At 60.8% G+C, this 22914-nt stretch carries 19 protein-coding genes; 16 read left to right on the top strand and 3 right to left on the bottom strand.

What is annotated here, in order from left to right; translation table 11 throughout:
- Nucleotides 1–491 precede the first annotated feature (491 nt).
- Nucleotides 492–1349, bottom strand: a complete 858-nt coding sequence (locus tag LB551_RS18945) for a class I SAM-dependent methyltransferase (RefSeq protein ID WP_224660099.1) — start codon at nucleotides 1347–1349, stop codon at nucleotides 492–494.
- Between the two features lie 878 nt (nucleotides 1350–2227).
- Here LB551_RS18945 and LB551_RS18940 point away from each other — a divergent pair.
- The 7 genes from LB551_RS18940 to LB551_RS18910 all read left to right on the top strand — a co-directional run bounded on the left by LB551_RS18940 (nucleotide 2228) and on the right by LB551_RS18910 (nucleotide 9997).
- Nucleotides 2228–3199, top strand: coding sequence for a Gfo/Idh/MocA family protein (locus tag LB551_RS18940; protein WP_224660098.1), 972 nt, complete (start codon nucleotides 2228–2230; stop codon nucleotides 3197–3199).
- Between the two features lie 26 nt (nucleotides 3200–3225).
- On the top strand, nucleotides 3226–3828 hold the full coding sequence (locus tag LB551_RS18935; protein ID WP_224660097.1) for a DUF4286 family protein: 603 nt from the start codon (nucleotides 3226–3228) through the stop codon (nucleotides 3826–3828).
- Nucleotides 3829–4017: 189 nt separating this feature from the next.
- The gene (locus LB551_RS18930) at nucleotides 4018–5280 is read left to right on the top strand and encodes a CaiB/BaiF CoA transferase family protein (protein ID WP_224660096.1); all 1263 of its coding nucleotides are present in this window, start codon (nucleotides 4018–4020) and stop codon (nucleotides 5278–5280) included.
- A 107-nt stretch (nucleotides 5281–5387) separates the two neighbouring features.
- A complete protein-coding gene (locus LB551_RS18925; RefSeq protein ID WP_224660095.1) occupies nucleotides 5388–7025 on the top strand; it encodes a thiamine pyrophosphate-binding protein in 1638 nt (545 codons plus the stop codon).
- A 39-nt stretch (nucleotides 7026–7064) separates the two neighbouring features.
- Nucleotides 7065–7829, top strand: coding sequence for an alpha/beta fold hydrolase (locus LB551_RS18920; RefSeq protein WP_224660094.1), 765 nt, complete (start codon nucleotides 7065–7067; stop codon nucleotides 7827–7829).
- Nucleotides 7830–8088: 259 nt separating this feature from the next.
- Nucleotides 8089–9153, top strand: a complete 1065-nt coding sequence (locus LB551_RS18915; protein WP_224660093.1) for an aminopeptidase — start codon at nucleotides 8089–8091, stop codon at nucleotides 9151–9153.
- Between the two features lie 55 nt (nucleotides 9154–9208).
- Nucleotides 9209–9997, top strand: a complete 789-nt coding sequence (locus tag LB551_RS18910) for an alpha/beta fold hydrolase (protein ID WP_224660092.1) — start codon at nucleotides 9209–9211, stop codon at nucleotides 9995–9997.
- A 35-nt stretch (nucleotides 9998–10032) separates the two neighbouring features.
- Here LB551_RS18910 and LB551_RS18905 read toward each other — a convergent pair whose 3' ends face one another.
- Nucleotides 10033–10821: an enoyl-CoA hydratase-related protein gene (locus tag LB551_RS18905; protein ID WP_224660091.1), complete on the bottom strand. Its 789-nt coding sequence runs from the start codon at nucleotides 10819–10821 to the stop codon at nucleotides 10033–10035.
- A gap of 191 nt (nucleotides 10822–11012) precedes the next feature.
- Here LB551_RS18905 and LB551_RS18900 point away from each other — a divergent pair, with 191 nt between their 5' ends.
- The 3 genes from LB551_RS18900 to LB551_RS18890 all read left to right on the top strand — a co-directional run bounded on the left by LB551_RS18900 (nucleotide 11013) and on the right by LB551_RS18890 (nucleotide 13441).
- Complete coding sequence (locus LB551_RS18900; RefSeq protein WP_224660090.1) at nucleotides 11013–12206, top strand: MFS transporter; 1194 nt, start codon at nucleotides 11013–11015, stop codon at nucleotides 12204–12206.
- 221 nt (nucleotides 12207–12427) lie between these two features.
- Nucleotides 12428–12958 (top strand): MaoC family dehydratase N-terminal domain-containing protein, encoded by a 531-nt coding sequence (locus tag LB551_RS18895; RefSeq protein ID WP_224660089.1) that lies wholly within the window; start codon nucleotides 12428–12430, stop codon nucleotides 12956–12958.
- A gap of 3 nt (nucleotides 12959–12961) precedes the next feature.
- Entirely contained in the window at nucleotides 12962–13441 is a 480-nt protein-coding gene (locus tag LB551_RS18890) for a MaoC family dehydratase N-terminal domain-containing protein (protein ID WP_224660088.1), read from the top strand.
- Nucleotides 13442–13659: 218 nt separating this feature from the next.
- On the opposite strand, the gene LB551_RS18885 is transcribed toward LB551_RS18890, so the two are convergent.
- The gene (locus tag LB551_RS18885) at nucleotides 13660–14580 is read right to left on the bottom strand and encodes a hydroxymethylglutaryl-CoA lyase (protein ID WP_224660087.1); all 921 of its coding nucleotides are present in this window, start codon (nucleotides 14578–14580) and stop codon (nucleotides 13660–13662) included.
- 383 nt (nucleotides 14581–14963) lie between these two features.
- On the opposite strand from LB551_RS18885, the gene LB551_RS18880 reads away from it, so the two are divergent.
- The 6 genes from LB551_RS18880 (at nucleotide 14964) to LB551_RS18855 (ending at nucleotide 22886) form a co-directional block, all read left to right on the top strand.
- Nucleotides 14964–15971, top strand: a complete 1008-nt coding sequence (locus LB551_RS18880) for a LacI family DNA-binding transcriptional regulator (RefSeq protein WP_411970953.1) — start codon at nucleotides 14964–14966, stop codon at nucleotides 15969–15971.
- Between the two features lie 151 nt (nucleotides 15972–16122).
- Nucleotides 16123–17172 carry a LacI family DNA-binding transcriptional regulator gene (locus tag LB551_RS18875; RefSeq protein WP_224660085.1) on the top strand — a complete coding sequence of 350 codons (1050 nt, stop codon included), beginning with the start codon at nucleotides 16123–16125 and terminating at the stop codon, nucleotides 17170–17172.
- 322 nt (nucleotides 17173–17494) lie between these two features.
- The gene (locus tag LB551_RS18870) at nucleotides 17495–18673 is read left to right on the top strand and encodes a putative 2-aminoethylphosphonate ABC transporter ATP-binding protein (RefSeq protein ID WP_224660084.1); all 1179 of its coding nucleotides are present in this window, start codon (nucleotides 17495–17497) and stop codon (nucleotides 18671–18673) included.
- Nucleotides 18670–20385, top strand: a complete 1716-nt coding sequence (locus LB551_RS18865; RefSeq protein ID WP_224660083.1) for a putative 2-aminoethylphosphonate ABC transporter permease subunit — start codon at nucleotides 18670–18672, stop codon at nucleotides 20383–20385. Before LB551_RS18870 ends, LB551_RS18865 begins: the two co-directional genes overlap by 4 nt.
- A 66-nt stretch (nucleotides 20386–20451) precedes the next feature.
- A complete protein-coding gene (locus LB551_RS18860) occupies nucleotides 20452–21720 on the top strand; it encodes a CoA transferase (RefSeq protein ID WP_224660082.1) in 1269 nt (422 codons plus the stop codon).
- Nucleotides 21717–22886 (top strand): CaiB/BaiF CoA transferase family protein, encoded by a 1170-nt coding sequence (locus LB551_RS18855; protein ID WP_224660081.1) that lies wholly within the window; start codon nucleotides 21717–21719, stop codon nucleotides 22884–22886. The genes LB551_RS18860 and LB551_RS18855 overlap by 4 nt, the downstream gene beginning before the upstream one ends.
- Nucleotides 22887–22914: the final 28 nt, after the last annotated feature.

The raw sequence follows: 22914 nt of genomic DNA, 5'->3' as shown, positions 1-22914 counted from the left end.
TCAGGCTTTCATATCGACCCGTGCAGGAACATTAGCTTTCATTAATTAATTTTGAACTTCACAGCCCTGAAAACTTTGCACTTCCCCATGCTGATCTCATCGCGGGCTGGCATGGGCTCCGGTCGACAATTTCACGCTCCTTACGACGCTGATATCGAAGAGGATTCGTCGACCAGCGTCGCCACCTTTGTTGGCGTGACCGCAATGAACGAAAAAAACGCCGCACAAAGGGTAACCCGCAGCTAAACAAGGCTGCTGCCGATCCATTGGAGACCGCGTCCCACGACGCTGGCCCATACACGAGATGAGCAGACGGCGACGCTCAAAGTGGGCCGTTCACCCTATCGAGGCGGATGGACATGCAAAGCTCCGACGAGCCGGTGCTCGGAAGAGGCGCTACGCTTAGCCAGCAAACGTCCCTGCAAGGACCCTGAGCTCGGCACGGATCATGAGCACAGGTGACGACAAGCGGTTAAGTCGGACCGGTGCCGTCACATCGCTTTAGGCGCAGCAAGATATGGGATCGTGCCGACACTGCGCTTGGTCGCGCCGATGGAATAGGCCATCGGGATCTTTGGAAAGTTCTCTGGCAAGCCATACATATCCTTGCCGGCCCTTACGGCAAATGAAAAGTGCTGCCACGAGACCATGTCATGCTCATTCAGAAAATCGAGTGTGAGCCCAGCTGAAACCAGGGCGTTCACCACGTCACTAATCGGATGGATCCACTCGTAGTATCTGGGGTGCTTCAAGCGTCGGTCGTCGCCGGTATAGGTAAGTTCTTCGTTCCAGGCGAGCGGCTGAGCTATTGGGGTTCGCCAGTCGTGCTTCAATTCCAGCGCCGCGGCCTTGCGATCACACTGGAACATCAAGGGATGACCCTCAGCCATATAGAGCCGGCCGCCGGGTCGCAGGAGATCGGCAACCACTCGCGCCCATCGACCGACGTCGTCCAGCCAGTTTACCGAACCCCAGGTGACGTAAGCGACGTCAAAGGTCCGGCCAAGCGCTTCGACCGCCTCGAACAGTGGCGCTTCCACGAAGCGCACATCCGCGCCTGCCTTGGCAGCGAAATCCCGCGCGGCCGCGATGGCTGTCGGTGAAAAGTCGAGGCCGGTCACGCTGCGCGCGCCAAGATTTTTCAAGCTGATCGTGTCGAGCCCAATGTGACACTGCAGATGGATGATATCCTTGCCGGCAATATTGCCAACCTCGCGCGTTTCCAGCTCATAGAGATTGGATCCGCCTGCTAGCACATTCTCGATCTGGTAGCTGCCGGTCTTGTCCGTCGAATGCAGTTCGGCCCGATCATCCCAATTGAGGCGGTTCGCACCCAGAAACGATTCCACGCCCCCTCCGATCGCCAGCGCTGACCGACGCTTGGTAAACAAGTGTTTAATATCTTTGCAGCGAACGGGTCGCGCGTCAATGTGATGGCCGCGCCAAAGCAAGACCTCGAACGTATCCGGGAGGTTTCGGGTAACATGGATCGCGACACGAACGCCCTGGGACCTCGAGGTCGGACGATTTCGGCGCTTGAGCACTGAACGGAATCGACCCCATTCCCGCCTCGCCGCCTCGCAGGCGCCTCGCCGAATTGGAACAGCCCCAACCCCGCGCGGACCTCTTGGGACGTGGCCTGCGTGACGACTTGTGCCCTTCTGGTCCGCTTGCGCAGAACGTCAAGCAAGTATTCCGCAACACGGGCATAGATTGTGCGGCGCTCCCCGGATCGGCGCATGGAAGTCCTGCAAGAGAGCTTCGCGCCGTTGCTTCACGGCCATGTCGCCTAGACCTTCGCGACGGCAGCGCACCTTCAAGTCTGCCACGCCCGTCTCGTCCTCGTCGAACGCATCGAGATAGGGGAAGGCCACGTTCCCCTCTCGCAGCCATCGAGATGCGCGCAACGTGCCTGGTGCCGAGCGGCTAACCTTCCACGTCCTGCTCGCGGGATCTCGGACCAGGCCCTTGCCGCAACGTCGACCCGTTCGCCGAAGAAAGCGTGTTCCCGCTCCCCTGTTCCTAGAATAAGACATCGAAAGTGTCGACTTTTATGTTGTCGGCCGGACCCAAACTTTCACAAGGATGACGGAATTGCACTCTTCTTGTCAGCCGAAATTGGCCAATAACAGGGCGATCCTAGATTTATAGGCCAGGGATTGGTCAGGGTTGATAACGGCGCTTTCACGCCGTAAAGTCGACACTTGTTCATCGAGGTTCGCTTGCAATGAAAATCCTGCTGATTGGCGTCGGCCACTGGCATACGCCACTCTACTTGGCGCCCTTGCTGGAGCAGCCGGGTGTGGAAATTTCAGGTGTTTCCGATCCCGATATCGCGGTGGCCCGTCGCTTTGGCGAGCAGCTGGCCTGCGCTTATGCGACGCGACCCGGCGAGCTGCATGCCGGAAAGAAGCCGGATCTTGCTTTCGTGCTCGGCCGGCATTCCGACATGGCGACGGAAGTCGCGTCCCTCATCGCCGCGGAAATCCCTTTCGTCGTTGAAAAGCCGGCGGGGCTCAACGAAGCCGAGGTGCGCAACCTCGCCATCAGCGCAAGCGCCGCCGGGGTGTTCAACGCCGTGCCGCTCGTCTTCCGGTCATCGGGCTTCGTGTCGGCAATTCGGCAACGAGCCTCGGGCGAAAAGCTGCTTTATGCCGATTTCAAGTTCGTCGCCGGCCTGCCCTCGCGCTATCATGAGGCGGGCTGCAGCTGGGTCTTCGATCGTAAGCAATCCGGCGGCGGCGTGCTACTTAATCTCGGCGTACATTTCATAGATCTCTTCCAGCACCTGACCTCCGTCGACAATGTCTGCTGCGCCAATGCCCGGCTGGCGAATCTGCAGGGCGAAGGCGATGTCGATGACTACGCGAACCTGACACTGCTAAACAGAGACCGACTCTGTCGGGTCGAGGCCGCCTATCTCTATCCGGCGCCCGGCGGCGTGTTCGATATGCATTTCTCGGCCAGGACCGAAGCGCATTACTTCAGGACCAATGGCCCTGGCGTCATCGAGATTTCTGACCTGAAGGGCCGACGCGAGACGATCGATGGTTCGACCACGAATATGCCGCTCTACCCGCTTTTCGTCGCCGACGTCATTGAGCAGGTGCGCAACGGCGTCCGGCCGGTCGCAGATCTCGGCGACATGGCCAACGTGATGAGCCTCGTCGACGATGCCTATCGCATCGGTGGCGTCTGACAATGATTGGAGGGAAGGGAGATCGAATGGCCAAGAAGGGGAATGGGCTGCTGCTGGTGTTGATGCAGCCGCCGTCGACGCTCGAGGAAGAGTTCACGGCCTGGTACGACACCGAACATGTGCCTGAACGCGCCGCACTTCCGGGATTCAAGTCTGCGCTGCGTTATGTGAATCTGTCGGGCTATCCCCGCTATATGGCGATCTACGATCTCGATTCTGTCGAGACTTTGGATACGCCGGAATATCAGGCCGTGTCCGGCCAGAATTTCAGCCCGTGGACTAAACGCGTCACCAGCCGCGTGCAGGTCTACCGCATTGTCGGCAAGCAGGTCTATCCGGGCGACGCCGTTACCCAACGTTCGTCGCGCGCCGTGCTGTTGCGGATGCGCGCCGTCGGCCCCGAAAAGGAGGACCAGATTGTTGCCGCACTTCGCGCCACGTTCGAGGGCAGGCCGGAAACGCGGGGCTTGCGGGTCTTCCGGGCCGACGAAGCCAGAGGCACGGACTATTTCTGCCTGGTTGAAATGACCCCGCCGCCGCCTCAGCAAATCGACCTTCGTGAACTGGGCCAGTTCGCTGCCAACGTCGACATGGTCAACATCTACGCGCCTTATAGTCTCGGCGGATAAGGCCACCTCACGACATCTGTCGACGCTTTGAGCCAGATTGGCTGCTATGTGGCCCATTTTGACAGGCAAACCGCAGAAAACTGTCGACATTTAGTGCGATCCACGTTAGCGTCTGAGAAATGAGGCGCGGCATCGCGATGGGTTCGTCCGCAGGACGGCGCCCAGCAGAGCAGGGACTTGGTTGGGACGATGTTGAACATTGACGTGAATGCCAAAACGGATGGGACGAAGACGTCGAGGGATGGCCAGGCCCTTTCCGATATAAGGATAATAGATCTGACGCAGTTCGAGGCGGGCCCGTCCTGCACGCAGATGCTCGGATGGTTGGGTGCCGAAGTGATCAAGGTCGAGCCGCCCGTCAAGGGTGAGCAGGGCCGCCGCGCCTCCACCGACGATCCGAATGTCGACTCCGTCTATTTCATGCTGCTGAATGCCAACAAACGCAGCGTCACCTGCAATCTGAAGGACGAGCGCGGCAAGGCTATCCTTCGCTCCCTTATCGAAACGGCCGATGTCTTCATCGAGAATTTCGGCCCGGGCGTGATCGAAAGGCTGGGTTTCAGCTACGAGGAGGTGAAGAAGATCAATCCTCGCATCGTCTATGCCCAGATCAAGGGTTTTGATGTCGAGGGCCCCTACGCCAACCTTCTCTCCTTCGACAACATAGCCCAGGCGGCCGGCGGTAGCCTGTCGGTGACAGGCGATGCTGATGGGCGGCCGCTGACGCCGGGTGTCAACGTCGGCGATACTGGCGCGGGCCTGCATTGCTCGGTCGGTATTCTGGCCGCGCTGCATCAGCGCGAACGCTCCGGCAAGGGCCAGAGCATCCTCATCAACATGCAGGAAGTGGTGATCAACTTTGGTCGAATCCTCTATGCTGCGCAGGCGATCTTCGGTCGCGCCGTGCCTCGTCGCGGCAACGCCCACATAATGGGTGCCAGTGCGCCATGTGAGGTCTTTCCTTGCAAGGGCGGCGGACCAAACGACTATTGCCTTATCTATTCGAGCCGCGCCGGCAACCATCAATGGGAGAGCCTGCTTCGGGTCATGGGCAAGGAACATCTCGCGGCGGATCCCCGCTATGCATCGCCGCAGCTGCGCTTCGATCATTCCGAAGAAATCAATGCCTTCATCACCGAATGGTCGTTGCAGCGCGACAAATACGAATGCATGCGGATCCTCGGCGAAGCCGGCGTGCCGGCCAGTGCTATCTTCGATACAATGGAACTCTACAGCGACCCGGTCCTGCGCAAGCGGGGGACCTTCGTGACGCTTCCGCATGCCGATCGCGGCGAGTTCACTATGCCGGGCTGCCCGGTGCGGATGTCGGATTCGCCGCAGACCCCGACGGCGGCCCCCTTGCTTGGTGCGGACAATGCCGAGGTTTATGGCGGCCTCCTTGGCTATGACCAGGAACAGCTCACGGCATTGAAGGCAGACAGGGCGATCTGACCCGACGGCCGGATACGTCCTGACATCATAAGGCCGATGTTGACCCCAGCGCGACTTCGAACGCGGCCGGCGACAGACGTGCCCGGCTATCGACGGAAAGAAATGGAATGACGATCAAGGGATATCGGCTATTCGGCGAGGCGGTCGCGGCCGAAGGCGTGGACACCGGCTTCTTCATCATGGGCGGCCCATCCAACGATGCCATCAATTCATGCATTGCCCAGGGCATAAGGATGATCGACGTCCGCCACGAGCAGGCGGCGGCCATGATGGCCAACGCCTATGCGCGCGTGCGCTCGAAGCCGGCCTTCTGCATCGCGGCGTCCGGTCCCGGCACCATCAATCTCACCACCGGACTTGCGCATGCGCTGGTCGATTGTGCACCGGTCGTGGCCTTCGGCGGCGCGGCCCCGGTCGGCCAATATTCCAGGGGCGCGTTTCAGGAAATCGACCAGCTCGAAATCATGAAGCCGGTGACCAAGTTCGCCGAGCGCGTCTACGACGCGCGGCGCATCCCCGAATATGTCGCCCGCGCCTTCCGCATGGCGCGCTCAGGTAAGCCCGGTCCTGTCTATCTCGATCTGCCTGGCGACGTGCTTTATGCCGACGTCGAGGAACAAGGCATCTTCCGCCCGGCACCCCAGTTGGAAACGCTCCGTCCGGGCGCCGATGCGGCCGGCATCGAAAAACTCGCAAAGATGATCCGCGAAGCCAAGCGCCCGGTTCTCGTCACCGGCAGCGGCATCCTGTGGTCCAAGGCCTCCGAAGCCCTGCATCGCTTCGTCGACATGTCGGGCATCCCCTTCTACACCACGCCGCAGGGACGGGGCGTCATTCCTGAGGACCACCCGTTCTTCTTCGCCCAGGCCCGCTCTCAGGCCTTCAAGGAAGCCGATCTCGTCATCGTCGTCGCAACCCGGCTGAACTACGTCATCTCCTATGCCGAGCCGCCACGCTTCTCGGCCGACGCCAAGCTTGTGCGCATTGATATCGATCCGGTCGAAATCGACAGCTCGCTGCGGCTCGATCTCGGCATCGTCGCCGATGCACGCACGGCGCTCGATCAACTGAGCGCCACGATCGGCGGCAACATCGCCGCCAGCTATGCCGAATGGCGCGCCACGCTCGCCGCTACCGAAAAGTCCAAGTTGCCGAAGCACGAGGCCTCGCTCGCCACCGACCAGATGCCGATTCATCCTTTGCGCCTCTGCAAGGAAATCCGCGACTTCATCGATCGCGACACGATCCTTTGCGTCGACGGCCAGGAGATCCTCAACTACGGTCGCCAGTCCATCCCGAGCTTCATGCCGGGCCATCGCCTGAATTCTGGCCCCTTCGGAACTATGGGCGTGGGCCTGCCCTTCGGTGTCGGCGCCAAGGCGGCAAGCCCGGACAGCAAAGTCCTGGTACTGCATGGCGACGGATCGTTCGGGCTCAATGCTATGGAAATCGACACGGCGGTGCGCCACAAGCTGCCGCTGCTGATCGTCATCAGTCTGAACGGCGGCTGGACTGCGGATCCCGACCAGAAGAAGCCCGGCCGCAATCTCGGCTACACCCGCTTCGACCTGATGGGAGAAGCATTCGGCTGCCATGGCGAGTTCGTCGAGGAGCCGGATGACATCCGGCCCGCGCTCGAACGCGCCGCCCAGGCCGTCGAACGCGGCCAGACGGCGATCGTCAACGTGGTGACCGACTGGCGCGCCCGCTCTGGAACGGCCAATTTCACCAATTACAGCACCTGACGGCAACCAGGGGAGACTGTCGTGAAGCTCAATTATGTCTTGGAAGGCGCGAACGATGGCGCCAGGATACTGCTGCTGCATCCCGTGGGCATCGACCTGACCTCATGGGACGCGGTGGCGCAACGGCTCTCCTCCGAATTCCGACTGCTGCGGGTCGACCTGCGAGGGCACGGCGCCTCGGCGCCGGTCGACCCCGCGATGGAACTGGCCGACTATGCCGTCGATGTGTACGATCTCGTCACGGAACTCGATTTCGCGCCGACCGGGGTCGTTGGCCTCTCCTTTGGCGGTATGGTTGCGCAGGCCTTTGCACTTGCCTATCCCGCGAGCGTGGGCAGGCTTGTTCTTGCGGGCTGTCCCTGCACCCTGCCGGACGCCGGCAGGATCGCGCTCTCGGCCCGCGGCCGCGCGGCGATCGAACAGGGCATGGCCTCCCAGGTCACGGAAACGCTGGAGCGCTGGTTCACGCCTGGTTTCATTGCCGGTAACGGCGCAGATGCGATCCGCGACCGGTTGCTGGAGACCGATCCGCAGGCTTGGAACAGCGCATGGCAGGCGATCAGTCATATCGATACCGCGCCACGCCTGAGCGAAATCCGGCTGCAGACTCTTTGCATCGCCGGCGCACTCGATGCGGCTTCGCCGCCGGCTGCGCTCAACGAGATCGCGCGGCGCATTCCCAATGCCCGGCTCCTCGTGTTGCCTGACGCACCGCATATGATGCAGGTCGAATGTCCGCATCTGTTCGCTGCCGCGATCAAGCGTTTTTTCTGCGGGGAAGCCATAGGTGGGGCAGTGGCCTAGCCTTTTGCCGATACCGATATCTGTCAATCCACCGCACACGCAGCGCTTGCGTCAGCGTCAGTTCTGTCGACTCTTCGGTCGTCCGAGCGTCGACAGCTTAATCCAACGGCAAGGCCCGCGCTTTTGGGATGCGTCATAAAACGATGTTTAATAAAGGAAATTCAACACGCTTGTCGTAAACGCGGATCGATCTCGCTTGACAGTGGGGGAAATATGTCGACACTACGCGAATTCTCGATCTTGCCAAGGAGTACGACCAATGCCGGTTGCATCAAGCGGTCTCATCACCGGAACCCTGGAATATCTGCGCCGTCCGCTTGTCCGCAACATCAAGCAGGGTCAGCGCGTTCTGGTGCTTTCCGACACCGAGCATGACACCCGCGTCTGGCAGGCGATCATGACGATCCTGTCGGATCTCGGTGCGGATGCAACGCTTGCGCTCTTCAGCCGCCGGCCAGCCGACTACTACGACCCGCCGGCCGCCGTTTGCGAAGCCATGATGAAGTCCGACGTCAACATCCTCGTCTCCTCGACCGGCATGCTCCATTGCGCCGCGAGCCTGCGTTCGATGGAAGCCGGTATTCCATCCATCTGCCTCGATGGCGGCATGCAGCTGGAATGGTTCCAGTCGGGCGCGGTCACCGACGACATGAAGCAGATCGCGGTGCGCAAGCACTATGTGGGCAAGCGTGTCTTCGGCGAGAATGCCAAGATCTGCCGCGTCACCTCCAAATACGGCACTGATTTCAGCTACAGCGTCGAGAACAAAATCTGGATCCCGCCGCTGCCGACCGACAGCTTCGATCCCTACAAGATCATCAATTTCCAAAAGGACGAGAACCGCCCGGCCGGCAAGCTCTATTATTACCTCTACCCGACCGGTGAGTTCAATGTCGCTCCCACCGAGGGTACTGGCAACGGCAAGCTTGTCATCGACTTGACGATGCATCATCTCGGACGTCTCAGCAGCCCGATAGAGCTGACGGTCAAGGATGGTCGCGTCACCGAGATCGAAGGCGGCGCAGATGCGCGCACCCTCAGGGACTTCCTAACCACCTATGGTGACGAAAACGCCTATATGTGCCCGGCCGAAGCCTCGGTCGGCGTCAACGCCAAGGCCGTCATCCGCGGCATCCAGCGCGAAGACAAGAACATCATGGGGACTTTGCATTTCGGCCTCGGCACCAATGTCGATGTCGGCGGCTCCATCATGTCGAAGATACACATGGACGGTGTCATTCTCGAGCCGACGCTCTACGTCGACGGCGTGATGCGCATCGACAATGGCCGTATCTTGGTCCCGATCGAAAGCGAGACCGACTGAGCGGGCGGGCAGACCGCCCGCTCCCCTAAATTCTAGAAGGCAGGCTCGGCAGTCGATGAGTGAAATTCTCAACCACCTGGTCAAGGGTGAAGGCCGTAGTCTGGCACTGCTTCTGATCCATCCTCTGGGGGCCGAACTCAGTTTCTGGGACGACTTCGTGGAAAAGATTGGCGACCGCTTCACCACGGTCGCCTGCGATCTTAGATCCAGCGGCAAATCATTCGGGACAGGAGCGCCGCCGTCGCTCGTGGACCATGCAGCGGACCTCGAAGCGCTGCGTCTCGATATCGGTGTCAGGAATGTCGTCCCCATCGGTTGCGCGGTCGGTTCCATGATCGCCGCCGCCTATGCCGGCAGCTATCCCTCGTCGACCGCGGCCCTCATTCTCGCCAACCCGACCCCGAGCAGTTCGCCGCAGGCTCGGCTTATGCTGACCGAGCGCGCCGCGGTCGTCGCCCGGCACGGCATGACGGCCATATTGCCCGCCGCCGTGGAACGCGCCTTCTTCAACCAGCCGAAGGACGCACGATACGAGCGCTACTATTGTAAGTTTGAGGCACAGAATGCGCGAGCCTATGCGCTATCGACCCTCGGTGCGGCGAATTCCGATGCGACCGAATTCCTGAAAACCATCCGTTGCCCGGCTCTGCTCATGGCAGGCCGCCACGATGTCCTGCTTCCGCTCGACAATGCCCGTGCTGTCCACGCGCTCTTACCGCAAAGCGAACTCGTGATCGCCGAACATACGGCACACTTCGTGCCGTTTCAAAGTCCGGAGTGTTTTGCGGAGACGGCTTGCCAATGGTTGTGTCGCAAAATTAAGGACGACGTCGAAAGCGCCTGAGCGCCGAATGCGAAATTTCCGGCGCCGGATCCACATCATTCGCCGCGGAATATCGGAGTCCGCTTTTCGGCAATCGACAGCAATCCTTCCGCGCGATCGCGAGTGACGGCGGTACGATGGTGCGCCTGGAGCTCGAAGCGCAGCCCCGTCGCAAGGTCGACGTCCATCGCAACTCCGATCGCCTTCTTGGATTCGCGCACCGCCATCGGCGCGTTGGCGCTGATGAGGCGCGCGGTTTCGAGCGCCGCAGGTACAAGATCCTGCGGCGGCAGCAGCTTATTGACCAAGCCCCACTGCAGGGCCTCGGCGGCCGAGAACATTTTGCCCGTCAAGATAAGCTCCTTTGCGCGGCGTAGACCGCAGGCGCGAGGCAAGGTCTGCGTCGCGCCGCCGCCTGGGACGATACCGAGCTTGACCTCGGGCAGAGAAAACCGAGCGGTTTCCGCCGCATAGGCGAAGTCCACTGCGGCAACCAGCTCGCATCCGGCTCCGACGGCGGCGCCGTTGACGGCGGCGATGAAGGGCACCGGACATTCCTGGAGATCGCGGATCAACTGTTCCATTAACCCGCGATGCCGGCGCGCCGCTGCCGGCGCCATCATGCGCCGCTCCTTCATGTCGCCGCCGCCGCAGAAGATTCTCTGGCCGGCCCCCGTTATCACCGCGCAACGAGTGTCACCAGGATCGATGGTCAGTTCACGGATCAGGGCGGTCAGACTGGTTAGCATCTGCAGGTCAAGAGCGTTGCCTGCGTCCGGACGGTTGAGCGTCAGCATCCGCACGTGGCCGATCTGTTCCTGCAGCAACGGTTCGCTTGCGGTCATTTACCTCTTGCTCCAAAAAACGTTTCATTGCCGAAAACATGGCCTATTACAGATATTTGGAGTTGACTCAAGCGAGATATGATGGCTTTTCCATAAAACGATTAATCAGCGACGTCCTGTCTACCGAACGGTCGGGGCGCTCTCGTTGCGTCGGCAACAGAGCGGCCGCCTCCGTCGTGAAAGCCGAGCCGATGCCGAAGAATGGCTCATCGAGTCTCCTGTTTGTAACAATGTTTCCGCAAGCCATTATGTCGATGGTGGTGCTCACGCCACCTGTCGTTGCGGACCAGGTCACCAGGGCGGTTAATCTGCCGGTGGAGGCGGCGGGATTTTACACGACTCTGAACTACATCTTTATCGCTCTCGGCACGCTCTGCTCCGGCGTTCTCATTCCGCTGATCGGACCGCTTCGCCTGAGTTTCGTCTGCATCTTTGCCGGCGGGTTCGCATTGATCCTCTTCGGCTTCGCTTCCCTGCCCGCCATCGTAACAGCAGTGGCGTTCATGGGCCTGTGTTACGGGCCGCTCACGCCCTCGAGCACGCAGGCGATAGCCAGCCAGGGGCCAATAGCCAATCTAACCCTTTTCATGTCCGTGAGGCAGACTTCCGTGCCCATCGGCGGGGTGTTGGCAGGCCTCGTCGTGCCACCGCTCGTGCTATGGTTCCATCTACCTGCAGCTATGCTGATGATCGGGGTCGTAGTGACCCTCGTTGGGCTCGTTGCTGGATTTGCGCTTAATGTCGTGCGTGCCGAAGTGCCGCCGCCCAGGCCACTGGGTCGTCTGGGCCTTTTGGCGCCGCTTCGATATCTGCTCCAAGACGACGATTTGCTGAGGTTGTCCTTTGGCTCCATGATCTACGGCGCGATGCAGCTGACGGTCAGTTCCCTCCTCGTGGTGTTCCTGATGACCAGCCTTGGCCGCAATCTCGTCGTCGCCGGCCTATTTCTAGGCATCAACCAGACAGGCGCCATTATCGGCCGGATCGGGTGGGGGTTCCTGGCCGACCGCCTTGCGGCCCTGCGTGCCGTGCTTGCGGGGGTAGGCGTCGGCATGTCGGTGATGTGCATGCTGGCCGGCATGCTTTGGCCCTCGGCGTCCGACTGGCTCGTAGGCATGGTGGTTTTCGTGTTGGGGGCCACGACCAGCGGCTGGAACGGTGTTTTCCTGACCTGCCTCATCCAGGCAGTGCCCGTCGACCGTGCCGGTTTTGCCGCCAGCGGATCGCTGCTGTTCTCCTATTTCGGCATCGTTCTAGGCCCGCCGCTGTTCGGAATCCTGGCGCTCTTCACCAGCTTCTCGATCGCGTTTTTCGCATTCTCGGTGCTGGCGCTGGCCGGCGCCTTCCTGTGCCGCCCTCGGCGACCTCCCGCGACGATCGCATGAGGATGCCGAACGGGCCGTTTCACGCGGCGCGAAAACGATTCCGGCCATTATAGATTGACCCCCTCATCCGACGCCATTTCCCCCTCATGCAGTCCAAGAATCCAAGGGTTCGCATTCGATGATGATGAATCAAAACATTGAAATAACGTTTCATTGACAGTCTCGGGAACGCTGATAAAAAGGGCGAACGGGCGGGAATGCGATGCGACCTGGGGAGGAAAATGGCGATCAACCTTATTACAGATGAAGTTCGTGCCGTCGTTGGCGCGCAATCCTCTTGGATCGAAGCGTGTCACCCTGTCGAGCCGAGCGAGGTGCGACGCTTCTTTCAGGCGCTGATGGACGGCAATCGACGCTTCTGGGACGCGGACCACGCGAGTCGCACACGCTATGGTGTGCCGGTCGCACCCCCGGCCTTCGTGGTTCATGCCTTTCGTCGCCCGCCGGACGAGGCTCACGATACGTTGGCCGCCGCCGGCGACCCCGATTTCGATGGCCTGTCACGCTCCATGCGGCCCGGCTTGCCCAAGATCCCCCTCGCCCTTTCCGGAATTCTGAACGGAGGCTACGAGTACGAATTCTATAGCTATCCCAAGGTGGGCGAGCGCATCATTTGTCGCAGCGCCTATCGCGACGTGTTCCAGAAGGAGGGCAAGGCAGGCTCGATGGTCATGGTCGTGATCGAGGATGAATACGCCACGGCAGATCATCGCCCGCTGCTGAAATCAATCAACACCATGATAATGAGGTAGAAGGTGGCAGAGCCCATCCATTACGACGCACTGTCCGTTGGGGACGAAATTCCGCACCTGGTCAAAGGGCCGATGACGACCGCCCATATCATGCGATGGTCGGCGGCGATGGAGAACTGGCATAAAATTCACTACGACTGGCGCTATGCGACCGAGCACGACAATTTGCCTGACGTGCTGGTAAACGGCTCCTGGAAGCAGCATGTCCTGGCTCAATTGTTGGTTGACTGGGTCGGTGAGGACGGTTGGCTTTGGAAGATGAACTTCCAGTATCGGGGGATGAACGTTCCCGGAGACACGCTGACTGCCTGGGGACGAGTGACCGGAAAGCGCGAACAGGGCGCCTATGGCGTCGTCGAACTCGAAATCGGGTTGAAGGATCAGAACGGTAAGGATGGTTCGCCGGGCACGGCGGTGGTGGTCCTGCCACGAAAGAACGGTCCAAAAGTGCCTTATCCGTTCTGTCCAGCGATCCTCGAGTGATGAAAGGCAAGGTGCAGCCCCGGTCAAGAGCGCGCCGCACCCAATAAGAACGAATACACTAGCTTAGCCGAGGACAAGAAATGCCGATTGCCGTGGAGCGATAGTCGGCGTCCAATTGCGTTGATCGCGGGTATGCGACAACTTCGGCCGCTGTTCCATCGTGACGAAAAGGTAGCCCAAGACCGCCCAATCTGATGCTCTTTGGGTCGAGCGCCTGGTCAGGCCGCCCGCCGATAGGTATTCGGGATGCCGGCGAGTGCGACATTGCCCAGCAATGCTTCGTCGGGAATCCCGCGACGAAGATACGCGCGCGCCTCCAGCAGCCCGTCGAGATCAATCCCGGTGCTGAAGCCCATGCTCTCCAGCATGAAGACAAGATCCTCGGTCACGATATTACCTGATGCGCCAGGGGCGAAGGGGCAGCCGCCCAGTCCGCCGAGTGCCGAATCGAAGCAGCGGATTCCTTCATCCAGCCCTGCCAGCGCATTGGCGATGCCAAGCCCCATCGTGTCGTGAAGATGCAGGCGCTCAAGCTTGGCCCCCACCGCCGAGCGGACCGCGCGAACCAGCGAACGTACCTGTGCTGGATTTCCGTAACCGACCGTATCGGCCAGCGCGATTCCGTCGACGCCGGCTTCAGCCAGCGCCGTGGCGATCTCCAGCACTCGGCTTTCCGGTATATTTCCGTCGATTGAACAACCGAACGCCGTTGCGCAGCCCGCGTCCACCTTCATCGGCCGGATCTGCGTGCGGACCCAGTCGACGATCTGTCGCACCTCATCAACCTGGTCCCGGCTGCCCTTCCTGATGTTGGCGCGGCTATGTGCTTCGCTCACCGAGACCGGCACGACGACGGCGTGAGCGCCGCTTTCGTAAGCTCGCTGGGCACCTTTCAGGTTAGGAACCAGGGCGATGACGCGCAGAGCCGGGATCGCCAGGCTGGCCGCGACGATCTCTGCCGTGTCGGCCATCTGCGGGACCACCGTCGCCGGCACGAAGCTACCCACCTCGATCTCGCTGATACCGGCTCCGGCCATCGCGGTTATCCACTTGATCTTAGCTTGTGTAGGCATGATGGATTGCGCCATCTGCAGGCCGTCGCGAGGGCCAACTTCGGTAACAACGACATGTTCGCCCATGTGGGATACCTCCGCGTTGCGGCGGAGCGCCCGACAGGCTTGGGGCCGCTCCTTGGTAAAACGTTTCAACGTACCTTAGATAAGCGAAAATTGCCGGTCAAGGCGGCACTGATCAAGATGCCAACGGCAACCGCAAAATTGGCCGGGGCTGAAAAGAGGTTTGGATCCGCGTAAACGTTTTTTGACGACATGTTCGACCCGCGCGCGCTGGAGCCAGGATCGTCATGCGACATCGCCGGCTGTCTGTTACTGCTCCGATCCGCTATAGGTCGACCGGCTATTTTCCCGCCTGGCGGGTCGAGCGCCTGTCCAGGCAGGTAAAATATCGATTGCGATAGAACGGCAGCTATATACGCATGAAAGACATGGAAGCGATGAGGGCCGTGTTGAAGCGCGCGACGATCAGCGATGTGGCGCAAAAGGCGAGCGTATCCATCGCCACCGTTTCGCGCGTTTTAAACAAGGCCAGCAATGTGCGCCCTACCTTGCAACGGCGCGTATTGGAGGCCGCCGCCGAGCTCAATTTTAGACCGGACAGCCTCGCGCAGGGCATGCGCTCCAACAAGACGGGGGTAATCGGTGTAGTCGTGCCGAATTTGCAGAACCCGCTGTCGTCCGAGGCGATCGTCGGTATCGAGGAGGAATTGACCCGGCTGGGCTATACCCAGTTTCTCGCGAACTCCCGTTATGATCGCCTCCGCGAGGAAAAAATCCTCAAGGAATTCTCCCGGCGCAGGGTCGATGGCATCATAGCGATCCTGGATCGGGACGACGATCCGGCGGCGATCGCGCAGCTGCGTGAGCTTTCCATGCCGCTCGTGCTGCTCGAACGTGAAGTCGGTTCCGAATTTGATTCGGTTCGGACGGATCAGATCGCCGGCACGTATCGCGCCACGCGCTATCTGCTCAGCTTGGGGCATCGCGATATCGCGTTGGTCACGGTTCCTTCAAACAACATGTCGGGACGTTACCGTCTCCAGGGATATGAAAACGCTTTGGCTGATGCCGCGATTCCCATTCGCAACGAACTGATCCGCATGCAGGGCTATACCCGCGGCTATGCGCTTGACGCTTCCTACTCCATTCTTTCCGCGCGTGACCGCCCATCCGCCTTGATCGTCAGCGGTGGCATGCTGGCCGGTGTGCTGGAGGCGTCGCGCCAGCTCAACCTCGTCATTCCGGACGATCTGTCATTGATCTCGCTGGGGGATACCGAGCTCGCGGGGCTGATGAGGCCCGGCATCACGGCGATCCGCTATGACTGGGCCGAAACCGGCCGTGTGGCGGCGCGGCGTGTCGTCGACCGGCTGAACGGCGACAGGTCCGAAGCCAGCCGGTTCATCGTTCCTTATGAGTTCATTCGGCGTGAGTCGTGCCTTGACCTGGCATAGGTCCTTCTTCGCCGGAAATCGGATGCCGTTCGGCACCGAGGGCCGCCCGATCCTGACTTCGCCCCGCTCGGACATGTGCCCGACCTCTGTTCCAACGGGCCTGCAAGCTCTAGTGTGGCACCGCTCCATCCCTTGAATCCCGGGTGAAATGTTGAACAAGCGAGAAAAAGCATCTAGCAGCGTTACGATCCGGCACGTCGCCAAAAACGCCGGCGTCTCGTTGGGTACGGTCTCGCGGGTTCTCAACGGCGCGGTGAATCTGGATCCGGCCCTGCGCCTTCGTGTCGAGCAGGTGATCAAGCAATTAGGCTACAAGCCCAATCCTGTCGCCCAGACCTTGCGTTCGCGCCAGAGCCGCGTCATCGGCGTCATGCTGCCGGACATTCAAAACCCGCTCACGGCTGCGGCCGTGACCGGTCTCGAGCCCGTTTTGCTGCGCTCGGGCTACACGCTTTTTCTCGCCAACACGCACTCCGATCGCGAGAGGGAAAGACAGATCCTCGAACAATTCAAGCGGCGCCAGGTCGATGGGTTCATTGCGATGGTGGCGAATGACACCGATGCGGAAACGCGCCACCAACTGCAAAATCTCTCGGTTCCGCTGGTCCTGCTGGAACGGGAAATGGACGTCGACGTCGACTGCGTGCTGACCAATCAGTTCGAAGGCACCTATCGGGCGACCCGCTACCTGTTGGGGCTCGGTCACAGGCGCATCTGCCTGATCACCGTGCCCGCCGTAACCTATTCGGGGCGCGAGCGTATGCGCGGTTTTCGCACCGCGTTCACGGACCTAGGCCTGGAAGGTCCTCAGGACCTGATCTATTCAGAGGGCCGTCAGCATCCATACGGACGAGACGCGGCCTATTCCACCCTCACAAGCCGCTCGCCGGCCAGCGCGATCGTGTGCAGCGGCGGCCATCTTGCCGGCGTCATCGAGGCCGTGCGCCTGCTCAACCTCCAGATACCGAGAGACCTATCGATCGTGACTCTCGGTGATACCGAACTGGCGGCACTGATCGAACCACCCGTGACCGCGATACAATATGACTGGATCGCAACCGGCCGATGTGCCGCCGACCTACTCGTCACGCAATTGTCTGAGGGCCGTCAGGGCGAACGGAGGCGGATCGTCGTTCCGCACGAATTCCTGATCCGGGGCTCCTGCGCGCCGTTTCCAAACGGCGCCGGTTCGAAGAGCTAGGAGGGATTCCCACCCGTTCATCCGCCGCCCGCTCCGGGACACGCATGCTCTGGAAATTGTGATGAACCGTTTCATTATTTTCTTGCACTACCGGTTTCGTCCGATTATCGTCAGGCAATCGGATCCGTCCGCAAGAAAAACGACGCCGTGACTGACGGCGCGAGGGAGGAGTAGTCGTGACCCAGCGCGCAGGGCCTTACCAGGTGAGAAATCCTCGGGCCGTCATCCATGAGGGACACAGTCCGTCCGACAGATAGCCCGTCCGTCCGAAAGCCCGCTCTCAGGATCGAAGCGTCGTCTCACGATCGCCGAAGGTAACTCCATGCTGAACACAATTGGCGCCCGGCCCTTGGCCCCACAGTCGTATACTCAGGATTTAGACGATGGATCGCCGCCATTCCTGAGCATTCGCGGCCTGGACAAGCGTTTCGGTTCGTTCTCGGCGCTGCGCAATATCTCCCTGGACGTCAAAGCCGGGGAGTTCGTCTGCTTCCTCGGTCCGTCCGGTTGCGGCAAGTCGACATTGCTGCGCGTCATCGCGGGTCTCGAGCGGCAGAGCGCCGGCACCATCAGCAGCATGGGCGAAGACATTTCGCATCTGCCGCCCGCGCAGCGCCATTGCGGTATTCTGTTCCAGTCCTATGCGCTGTTTCCCAATTTGAATGTTCGTAAGAACATCATCTACGGATTGCGCAACAGCCGGATGAAATCGTCTGAAATCGATTCCAAACTAGCCGAGCTCCTCGATCTGATCGACTTGCGCGGTTCGGAAAAGAAATATCCGGCGCAATTGTCGGGTGGCCAACAGCAGCGCGTTGCGCTGGCGCGTGCAATCGCCCCGTCGCCGCGGCTCCTTCTTCTCGACGAGCCGCTCAGCGCGCTCGACGCCAAGGTGCGCGTGCATCTTCGCCAGCAGATCCGGGACCTGCAAAAAAGGCTCGGTCTGACCACGATCATGGTCACGCACGACCAGGAAGAAGCCTTGAGCATGGCCGACCGCATCGTGGCTATGAACGAAGGTGAGGTCGAGCAAATCGGCACGCCGATGGACATCTACCACGCGCCGCGAACCTTGTTCGTCGCGGATTTCGTCGGCAAGATGAATGTCCTGCAAGGCGGCGTGGCCGGGAAGCGTCTGTCGATCGGCAGCGTCGATATGGCGGTGCCTGACCAGTACGACACGCGGGAAAACCAGGGGCAGGTGGTCGCCTGCATCCGTCCCGAGCATGTCCGGCTGGTGGCATGCGACCGCGACGCCGGCGAGCGGGGGGGCTTGTCCGCGACGGTGACGAACCTGGAATTCCTCGGCTCTTTCTGGCGCGTGACGCTCATCGTGTCCGACCTCGGCGGAGCGGCAATGTCGGTTGACTGCACGAGCAGGGAAATGGCTCACACGCCGCTGACGGTCGGACAGACGGTCCGTGCGGTGCTTCCATTGCAAGAGCTTTGCATTTACCCCGCCACCGGTTCGCCGAACCAGCCGAAGGGCGGCGCGCAATGACGGGTGTCGCCATCCACTCGGCCTCGACTCCGCGCTTGCATTTCGACGGAGAGAACAGCGTCCGGCTGATCGCGCTGGGCAGCATACTGCTGGTCGCCCTGTTGATGATCGTGCTGCCGCTCTACGCGCTGCTATCCCAGAGCTTCGAGGATTCGGCCGGAAATTTCATCTGGTTCGACAATTTCATCAGCTATGCGAAGGACCCCGTCCTTCGGCAGTCCGTGCTGAACAGTGTCTGGGTCGCGTCGATGACCGTCCTGTTCGTGGTTCCGCTCGGCTTTGTTTACGCCTATGCGCTGACGCGCAGCTGTACCTGGCAAAAAGGCCTGTTCAAGGGTATCGGCCTGCTGCCTATCCTGGCCCCTTCCCTACTTCCGGCAATCGCGCTGGTCTATATTTTCGGCAATCAAGGCTATCTTAAATCTTTGATGTTTGGCCATTCCATCTATGGTCCGGTCGGTATAATCATCGCTCAGGTCTTCCACTGCTTTCCGTTCGTCATCCTGATCATGACGACTGCGCTCGGCACCGCCGATGCCCGCCTCTACGAAGCGGCAGAGACGCTCAACACCTCGCGCTGGCGCATTTTCTGGACGATCACCTTCCCCGGTGCCCGCTACGGCCTGCTCAATGCCTGCTTCGTGGTATTCACCACTGGGATCGTCGATTTCGGAATCGCCAAGGTCATTGGCGGAAAGTTCAATATGCTGGCCGTCGACGTCTATCGGCAGATCATAGGCCAGCAGAACTTCCAGATGGGCGCGGTCATCGGGGTCATCCTTCTCCTGCCGCCAGTCCTGACATTCGCCGTGGAGCGACTGATGTATCGACGGCAGGTGTCCCAGTTGACATCGCAAGCCGTGATGCTTCAGCCGAAGCCCTCGCCTGTCTTCGACCGCATCATGTTCTGCGTGGTGCTCGTCCTTTCCTTGCCGATCGTGATCATCATCGGTACGGCGATCTTTGCGTCCTTCGTCAGGCTGTGGCCATACGACCTTTCGCTGACGCTCGCCAATTTCGACTTCGGCGCCTTCGATCCGGGTGGCTGGTCCAGTTATTGGAACAGCGTCGAGATGGCCTGCCTCACGGCGATCTTCGGAACGCTGCTGACCTTCCTCGGAGCCTATCTCAGCGAGAAGCATCATACGCGTTCCAAACTGATGGCGGTCTACCACATGATCGCCATGATGCCGCTTGCCGTTCCCGGTATCGTGCTTGGGCTGGGCTACACGTTCTTCTTCAACGCGCCATCGAATCCGCTCAGCATTCTCTATGGAACCATGACCATCATGGTGATGTGCACCATTGGTCACTACTACACGGTTCCACATCTGATGGCGCTTACCGCTCTGAAGCAGATCGACGCCGAGTTCGAGGCGGCCTCGCGGGCGCTTGGCGTGCCGTTCTGGAAGACGATGCTGCGGGTGACCATCCCCGTGGCGACACCTGCGATCATCGACATGGCGACCTTCTACTTCGTCAATGCCATGACGACTGTCGCGGGCGTCATCTTCATCTATGCTTCGACGACCAAGGTCGCGGCGATCGCGGTTCTCGCGCTGAACGACACCGGCGACGACGGTGCGGCGAGCGCCATGGCGATGATGATCGTTTATACGTCGATCGCCGTAAAGCTCGTGCAGGTGGTGGCCACCAAGCTTCTACTGCGCAGGCAGCAGCAGTGGCGAAACACGTCCCGCGCCGCAACCTGATCAATCCATGGCCAAACCCTGACACGGTCAGCAAACTCATTCTCGAACCTGGACGATGACTTTTTCATGAACCGTTTCATTCCATCTTTCGAAGGCCCGCTTGCAGGCATCAGAGTCGTTGAAGTCGGTTCCGCCGCCGCGCTGGCGTTCGGGGCCCGCCTCTTGGCCGATCTCGGCGCGGAAGTGATCAAAATCGAGCCGCCCGACGGAGATCCGCTGCGGAATGCGCAGCCTCTCACCGCGGGCGGAGAAAGCGCGTTGTTCGCCTATCTCAATCACGGCAAGCGCATCGTCGCGCTCGACACGAACAATGCTGAAGGACAGGCATTGCAGGAAGAACTGGTGCGCAAGGCCGATCTCGTTGTTGCCGAAGGCTCTCACCTCGGGAGCTCCGAAAGCGCCGGGTCCGCTCTGAAGGAATTCGCCGGACGGCCAGTGACCGTAGCCGTTTCGCCGCACGGCCTGCGTGGGTCCGGTGCCAGCCGGCACATGTCTTCCTTCGTGCTGCAACATGCCAGCGGCTTCGCCTTCCATCAGGCAAGTCCGGTCACCGACCCGGAAGCGACCCCGCCTGTGGGCTGCGCCGACTGGGAAGCGGACCTGGCGACTGGCCTCATGGTCGCCATCTCCTCCATCTGGGCGATCGAGGCGGCGGGTGCCGCCCGCCCCGGACCTGTCATCGACATGTCGCAGGAGGATGCGCTCGTCTATCTTCTGGTGGAACCTTTCGCGGACTGGCGTTCCGGCGCCGATGTAGGCCAGAGGCAGCGCGATCCGGCGAAGGGCCTGACGATCGCCGGCGGCCTGGTCTGGTATCTGCCCTGCGCGGACGGCAGCGTGATGGTTTCGCCACGCGAGGACCATCAGTGGCCCCGCTGGTGCGAGGTGATGGGAAATCCTGCTTGGACAACCGATGCCAGCCTGTGCGGCGATCGGGTCATCCGCACCAACAACGCGGCGGAAATCCAGAGGAAGATGGCGGCTTGGTCGACGACACAGCTCAGCAAGGACGTCGTCGCGGCAGCGCAATACGCCCGCGTCGCCTGCTTTCCGGTGAGCACGCCGCGCGACCTCATCGAGAACGTCCAGCTACGCGACCGCGGCTTCTATTCGCAATTGCGATTCGAAAGCGGCGAAACGATTCCCGTGGCGGGTCTGCCCTTCCGCTTCGTCACGCAGCAAGGAGAAGAACTTGCCAGGGGCCGCAGCGTCATGGCGCCGGCGCGGAAAGGCGGCGGCGATCCCATGCAGTTGGATTCGGGTGGGCAAGGCGGCCGAACAGGCTCCCGAGGTTCCATCGCCAGCAAGGATCTGGCCGGCGGAGAAGTTCAATGAAAAAGCAGAATTTGAATGGAATACGGATCGTCGATTTCAGTTGGGTGATGGCCGGACCGATGGCGACGAAGATGCTCGGTGCGATGGGCGCCGAGGTCATCAAGATCGAATCGTCGACACGCCCGGAGTTCTCGGTGCGGGACGGCATGTTCTCGGTCATCAACAACAACAAGCGAAGCTGCACGCTGAACATCACGACGCCGGAAGGACAGGACACCGTTCGAGACCTGGTCGCGTCAAGCAATGTGGTGGTGGAGAATTTCTCCTCCCGCGTCCTCGTCAAATACGGACTTTCCTACGATGAATTGCGCAAGGTGAAGCCCGATATCATCTTCGTCTCGGCGTCCGGCATGGGCCGGACCGGGCCAGAGCGGGATCTTCTCGCTTACGGGTCGCTGCTGCAGGGCTATAGCGGCCGGGTCGGTATGATCGGCAAGCCCAATCCGACACTGGAGGCGATGGGCATTTTGCCGGCATGGACCGATCCCATCACAGCGCTTTGGGAAACGATGTCCATCCTGGCGGCGATCCACCACTGGCGCCGCACCGGACAGGGCGCCTACGTGGATCTTTCGATGCTCGAGGCGACCGTTTCGCTGCTGCCGGAGGCGTTGCTTCACGCAGCGCTGGGAAAGGCTGTTCCCGAACGCCGCAGCGTCACGGAAACGGGCGCGGCGCCTTCCGGCTGCTTTCGCTGCGCGGGAGCGGACGAGTGGATCGCTCTCTCGGTGCGAAACGGGCCGGAATGGCATGGGCTGTGCCGGGCGATGGGCGACATGGCCCCGCCGCCGGACCGGTATCTCGCGGACGATGCCTCGCGTTACGCCGCGAAGGAAGAACTGAACTTGCTCGTCGCGACGTGGCTCAAATCGCAAGCGGCATCGGCGGCGGAGGTCGCATTGCAGGACAACGCCGTTCCGGCGGCGCGGTCGCGCAACATGGGTCAATTGATCAAGGACCGGCATATGTGGGAGCGCGCAATGTTTCGCGAGATCGGCGGCCATATCGAAATGGGCACCCTCCCCTGGCTGACGGAAGATCTATGGCGAGGGGATTTCAAACCCACTCCCGCTCTGGGGGCGGACAATGACTATGTGTTCGGAACGCTGCTTGGCCTGTCCGCCGAGCGGCGCGCCGAACTCGTGGAGGCCGGTACGATACGTTGAACGGATTCATCCGTAGGAAGAGGACGAT

Source organism: Mesorhizobium sp. BR1-1-2 (assembly GCF_020165435.1).
Classification (GTDB): domain Bacteria; phylum Pseudomonadota; class Alphaproteobacteria; order Rhizobiales; family Rhizobiaceae; genus Mesorhizobium.
Note: the sequence above shows the minus strand (reverse complement) of the source record. Positions and strands in the feature narration are given on the sequence as shown.

Excerpts from the sequence above, each read along its gene's own strand:
- LB551_RS18940 (WP_224660098.1), top strand. The coding sequence starts at position 2,228 with ATGAAAATCCTGCTGATTGGCGTCGGCCACTGGCATACGCCACTCTAC.
- LB551_RS18935 (WP_224660097.1), top strand. The coding sequence starts at position 3,226 with ATGGCCAAGAAGGGGAATGGGCTGCTGCTGGTGTTGATGCAGCCGCCG.
- LB551_RS18930 (WP_224660096.1), top strand. The coding sequence starts at position 4,018 with ATGTTGAACATTGACGTGAATGCCAAAACGGATGGGACGAAGACGTCG.
- LB551_RS18925 (WP_224660095.1), top strand. The coding sequence starts at position 5,388 with ATGACGATCAAGGGATATCGGCTATTCGGCGAGGCGGTCGCGGCCGAA.
- LB551_RS18915 (WP_224660093.1), top strand. The coding sequence starts at position 8,089 with ATGCCGGTTGCATCAAGCGGTCTCATCACCGGAACCCTGGAATATCTG.
- LB551_RS18910 (WP_224660092.1), top strand. The coding sequence starts at position 9,209 with ATGAGTGAAATTCTCAACCACCTGGTCAAGGGTGAAGGCCGTAGTCTG.
- LB551_RS18905 (WP_224660091.1), bottom strand. The coding sequence starts at position 10,821 with ATGACCGCAAGCGAACCGTTGCTGCAGGAACAGATCGGCCACGTGCGG.
- LB551_RS18900 (WP_224660090.1), top strand. The coding sequence starts at position 11,013 with ATGCCGAAGAATGGCTCATCGAGTCTCCTGTTTGTAACAATGTTTCCG.
- LB551_RS18895 (WP_224660089.1), top strand. The coding sequence starts at position 12,428 with ATGGCGATCAACCTTATTACAGATGAAGTTCGTGCCGTCGTTGGCGCG.
- LB551_RS18885 (WP_224660087.1), bottom strand. The coding sequence starts at position 14,580 with ATGGGCGAACATGTCGTTGTTACCGAAGTTGGCCCTCGCGACGGCCTG.
- LB551_RS18870 (WP_224660084.1), top strand. The coding sequence starts at position 17,495 with ATGCTGAACACAATTGGCGCCCGGCCCTTGGCCCCACAGTCGTATACT.
- LB551_RS18865 (WP_224660083.1), top strand. The coding sequence starts at position 18,670 with ATGACGGGTGTCGCCATCCACTCGGCCTCGACTCCGCGCTTGCATTTC.
- LB551_RS18860 (WP_224660082.1), top strand. The coding sequence starts at position 20,452 with ATGAACCGTTTCATTCCATCTTTCGAAGGCCCGCTTGCAGGCATCAGA.
- LB551_RS18855 (WP_224660081.1), top strand. The coding sequence starts at position 21,717 with ATGAAAAAGCAGAATTTGAATGGAATACGGATCGTCGATTTCAGTTGG.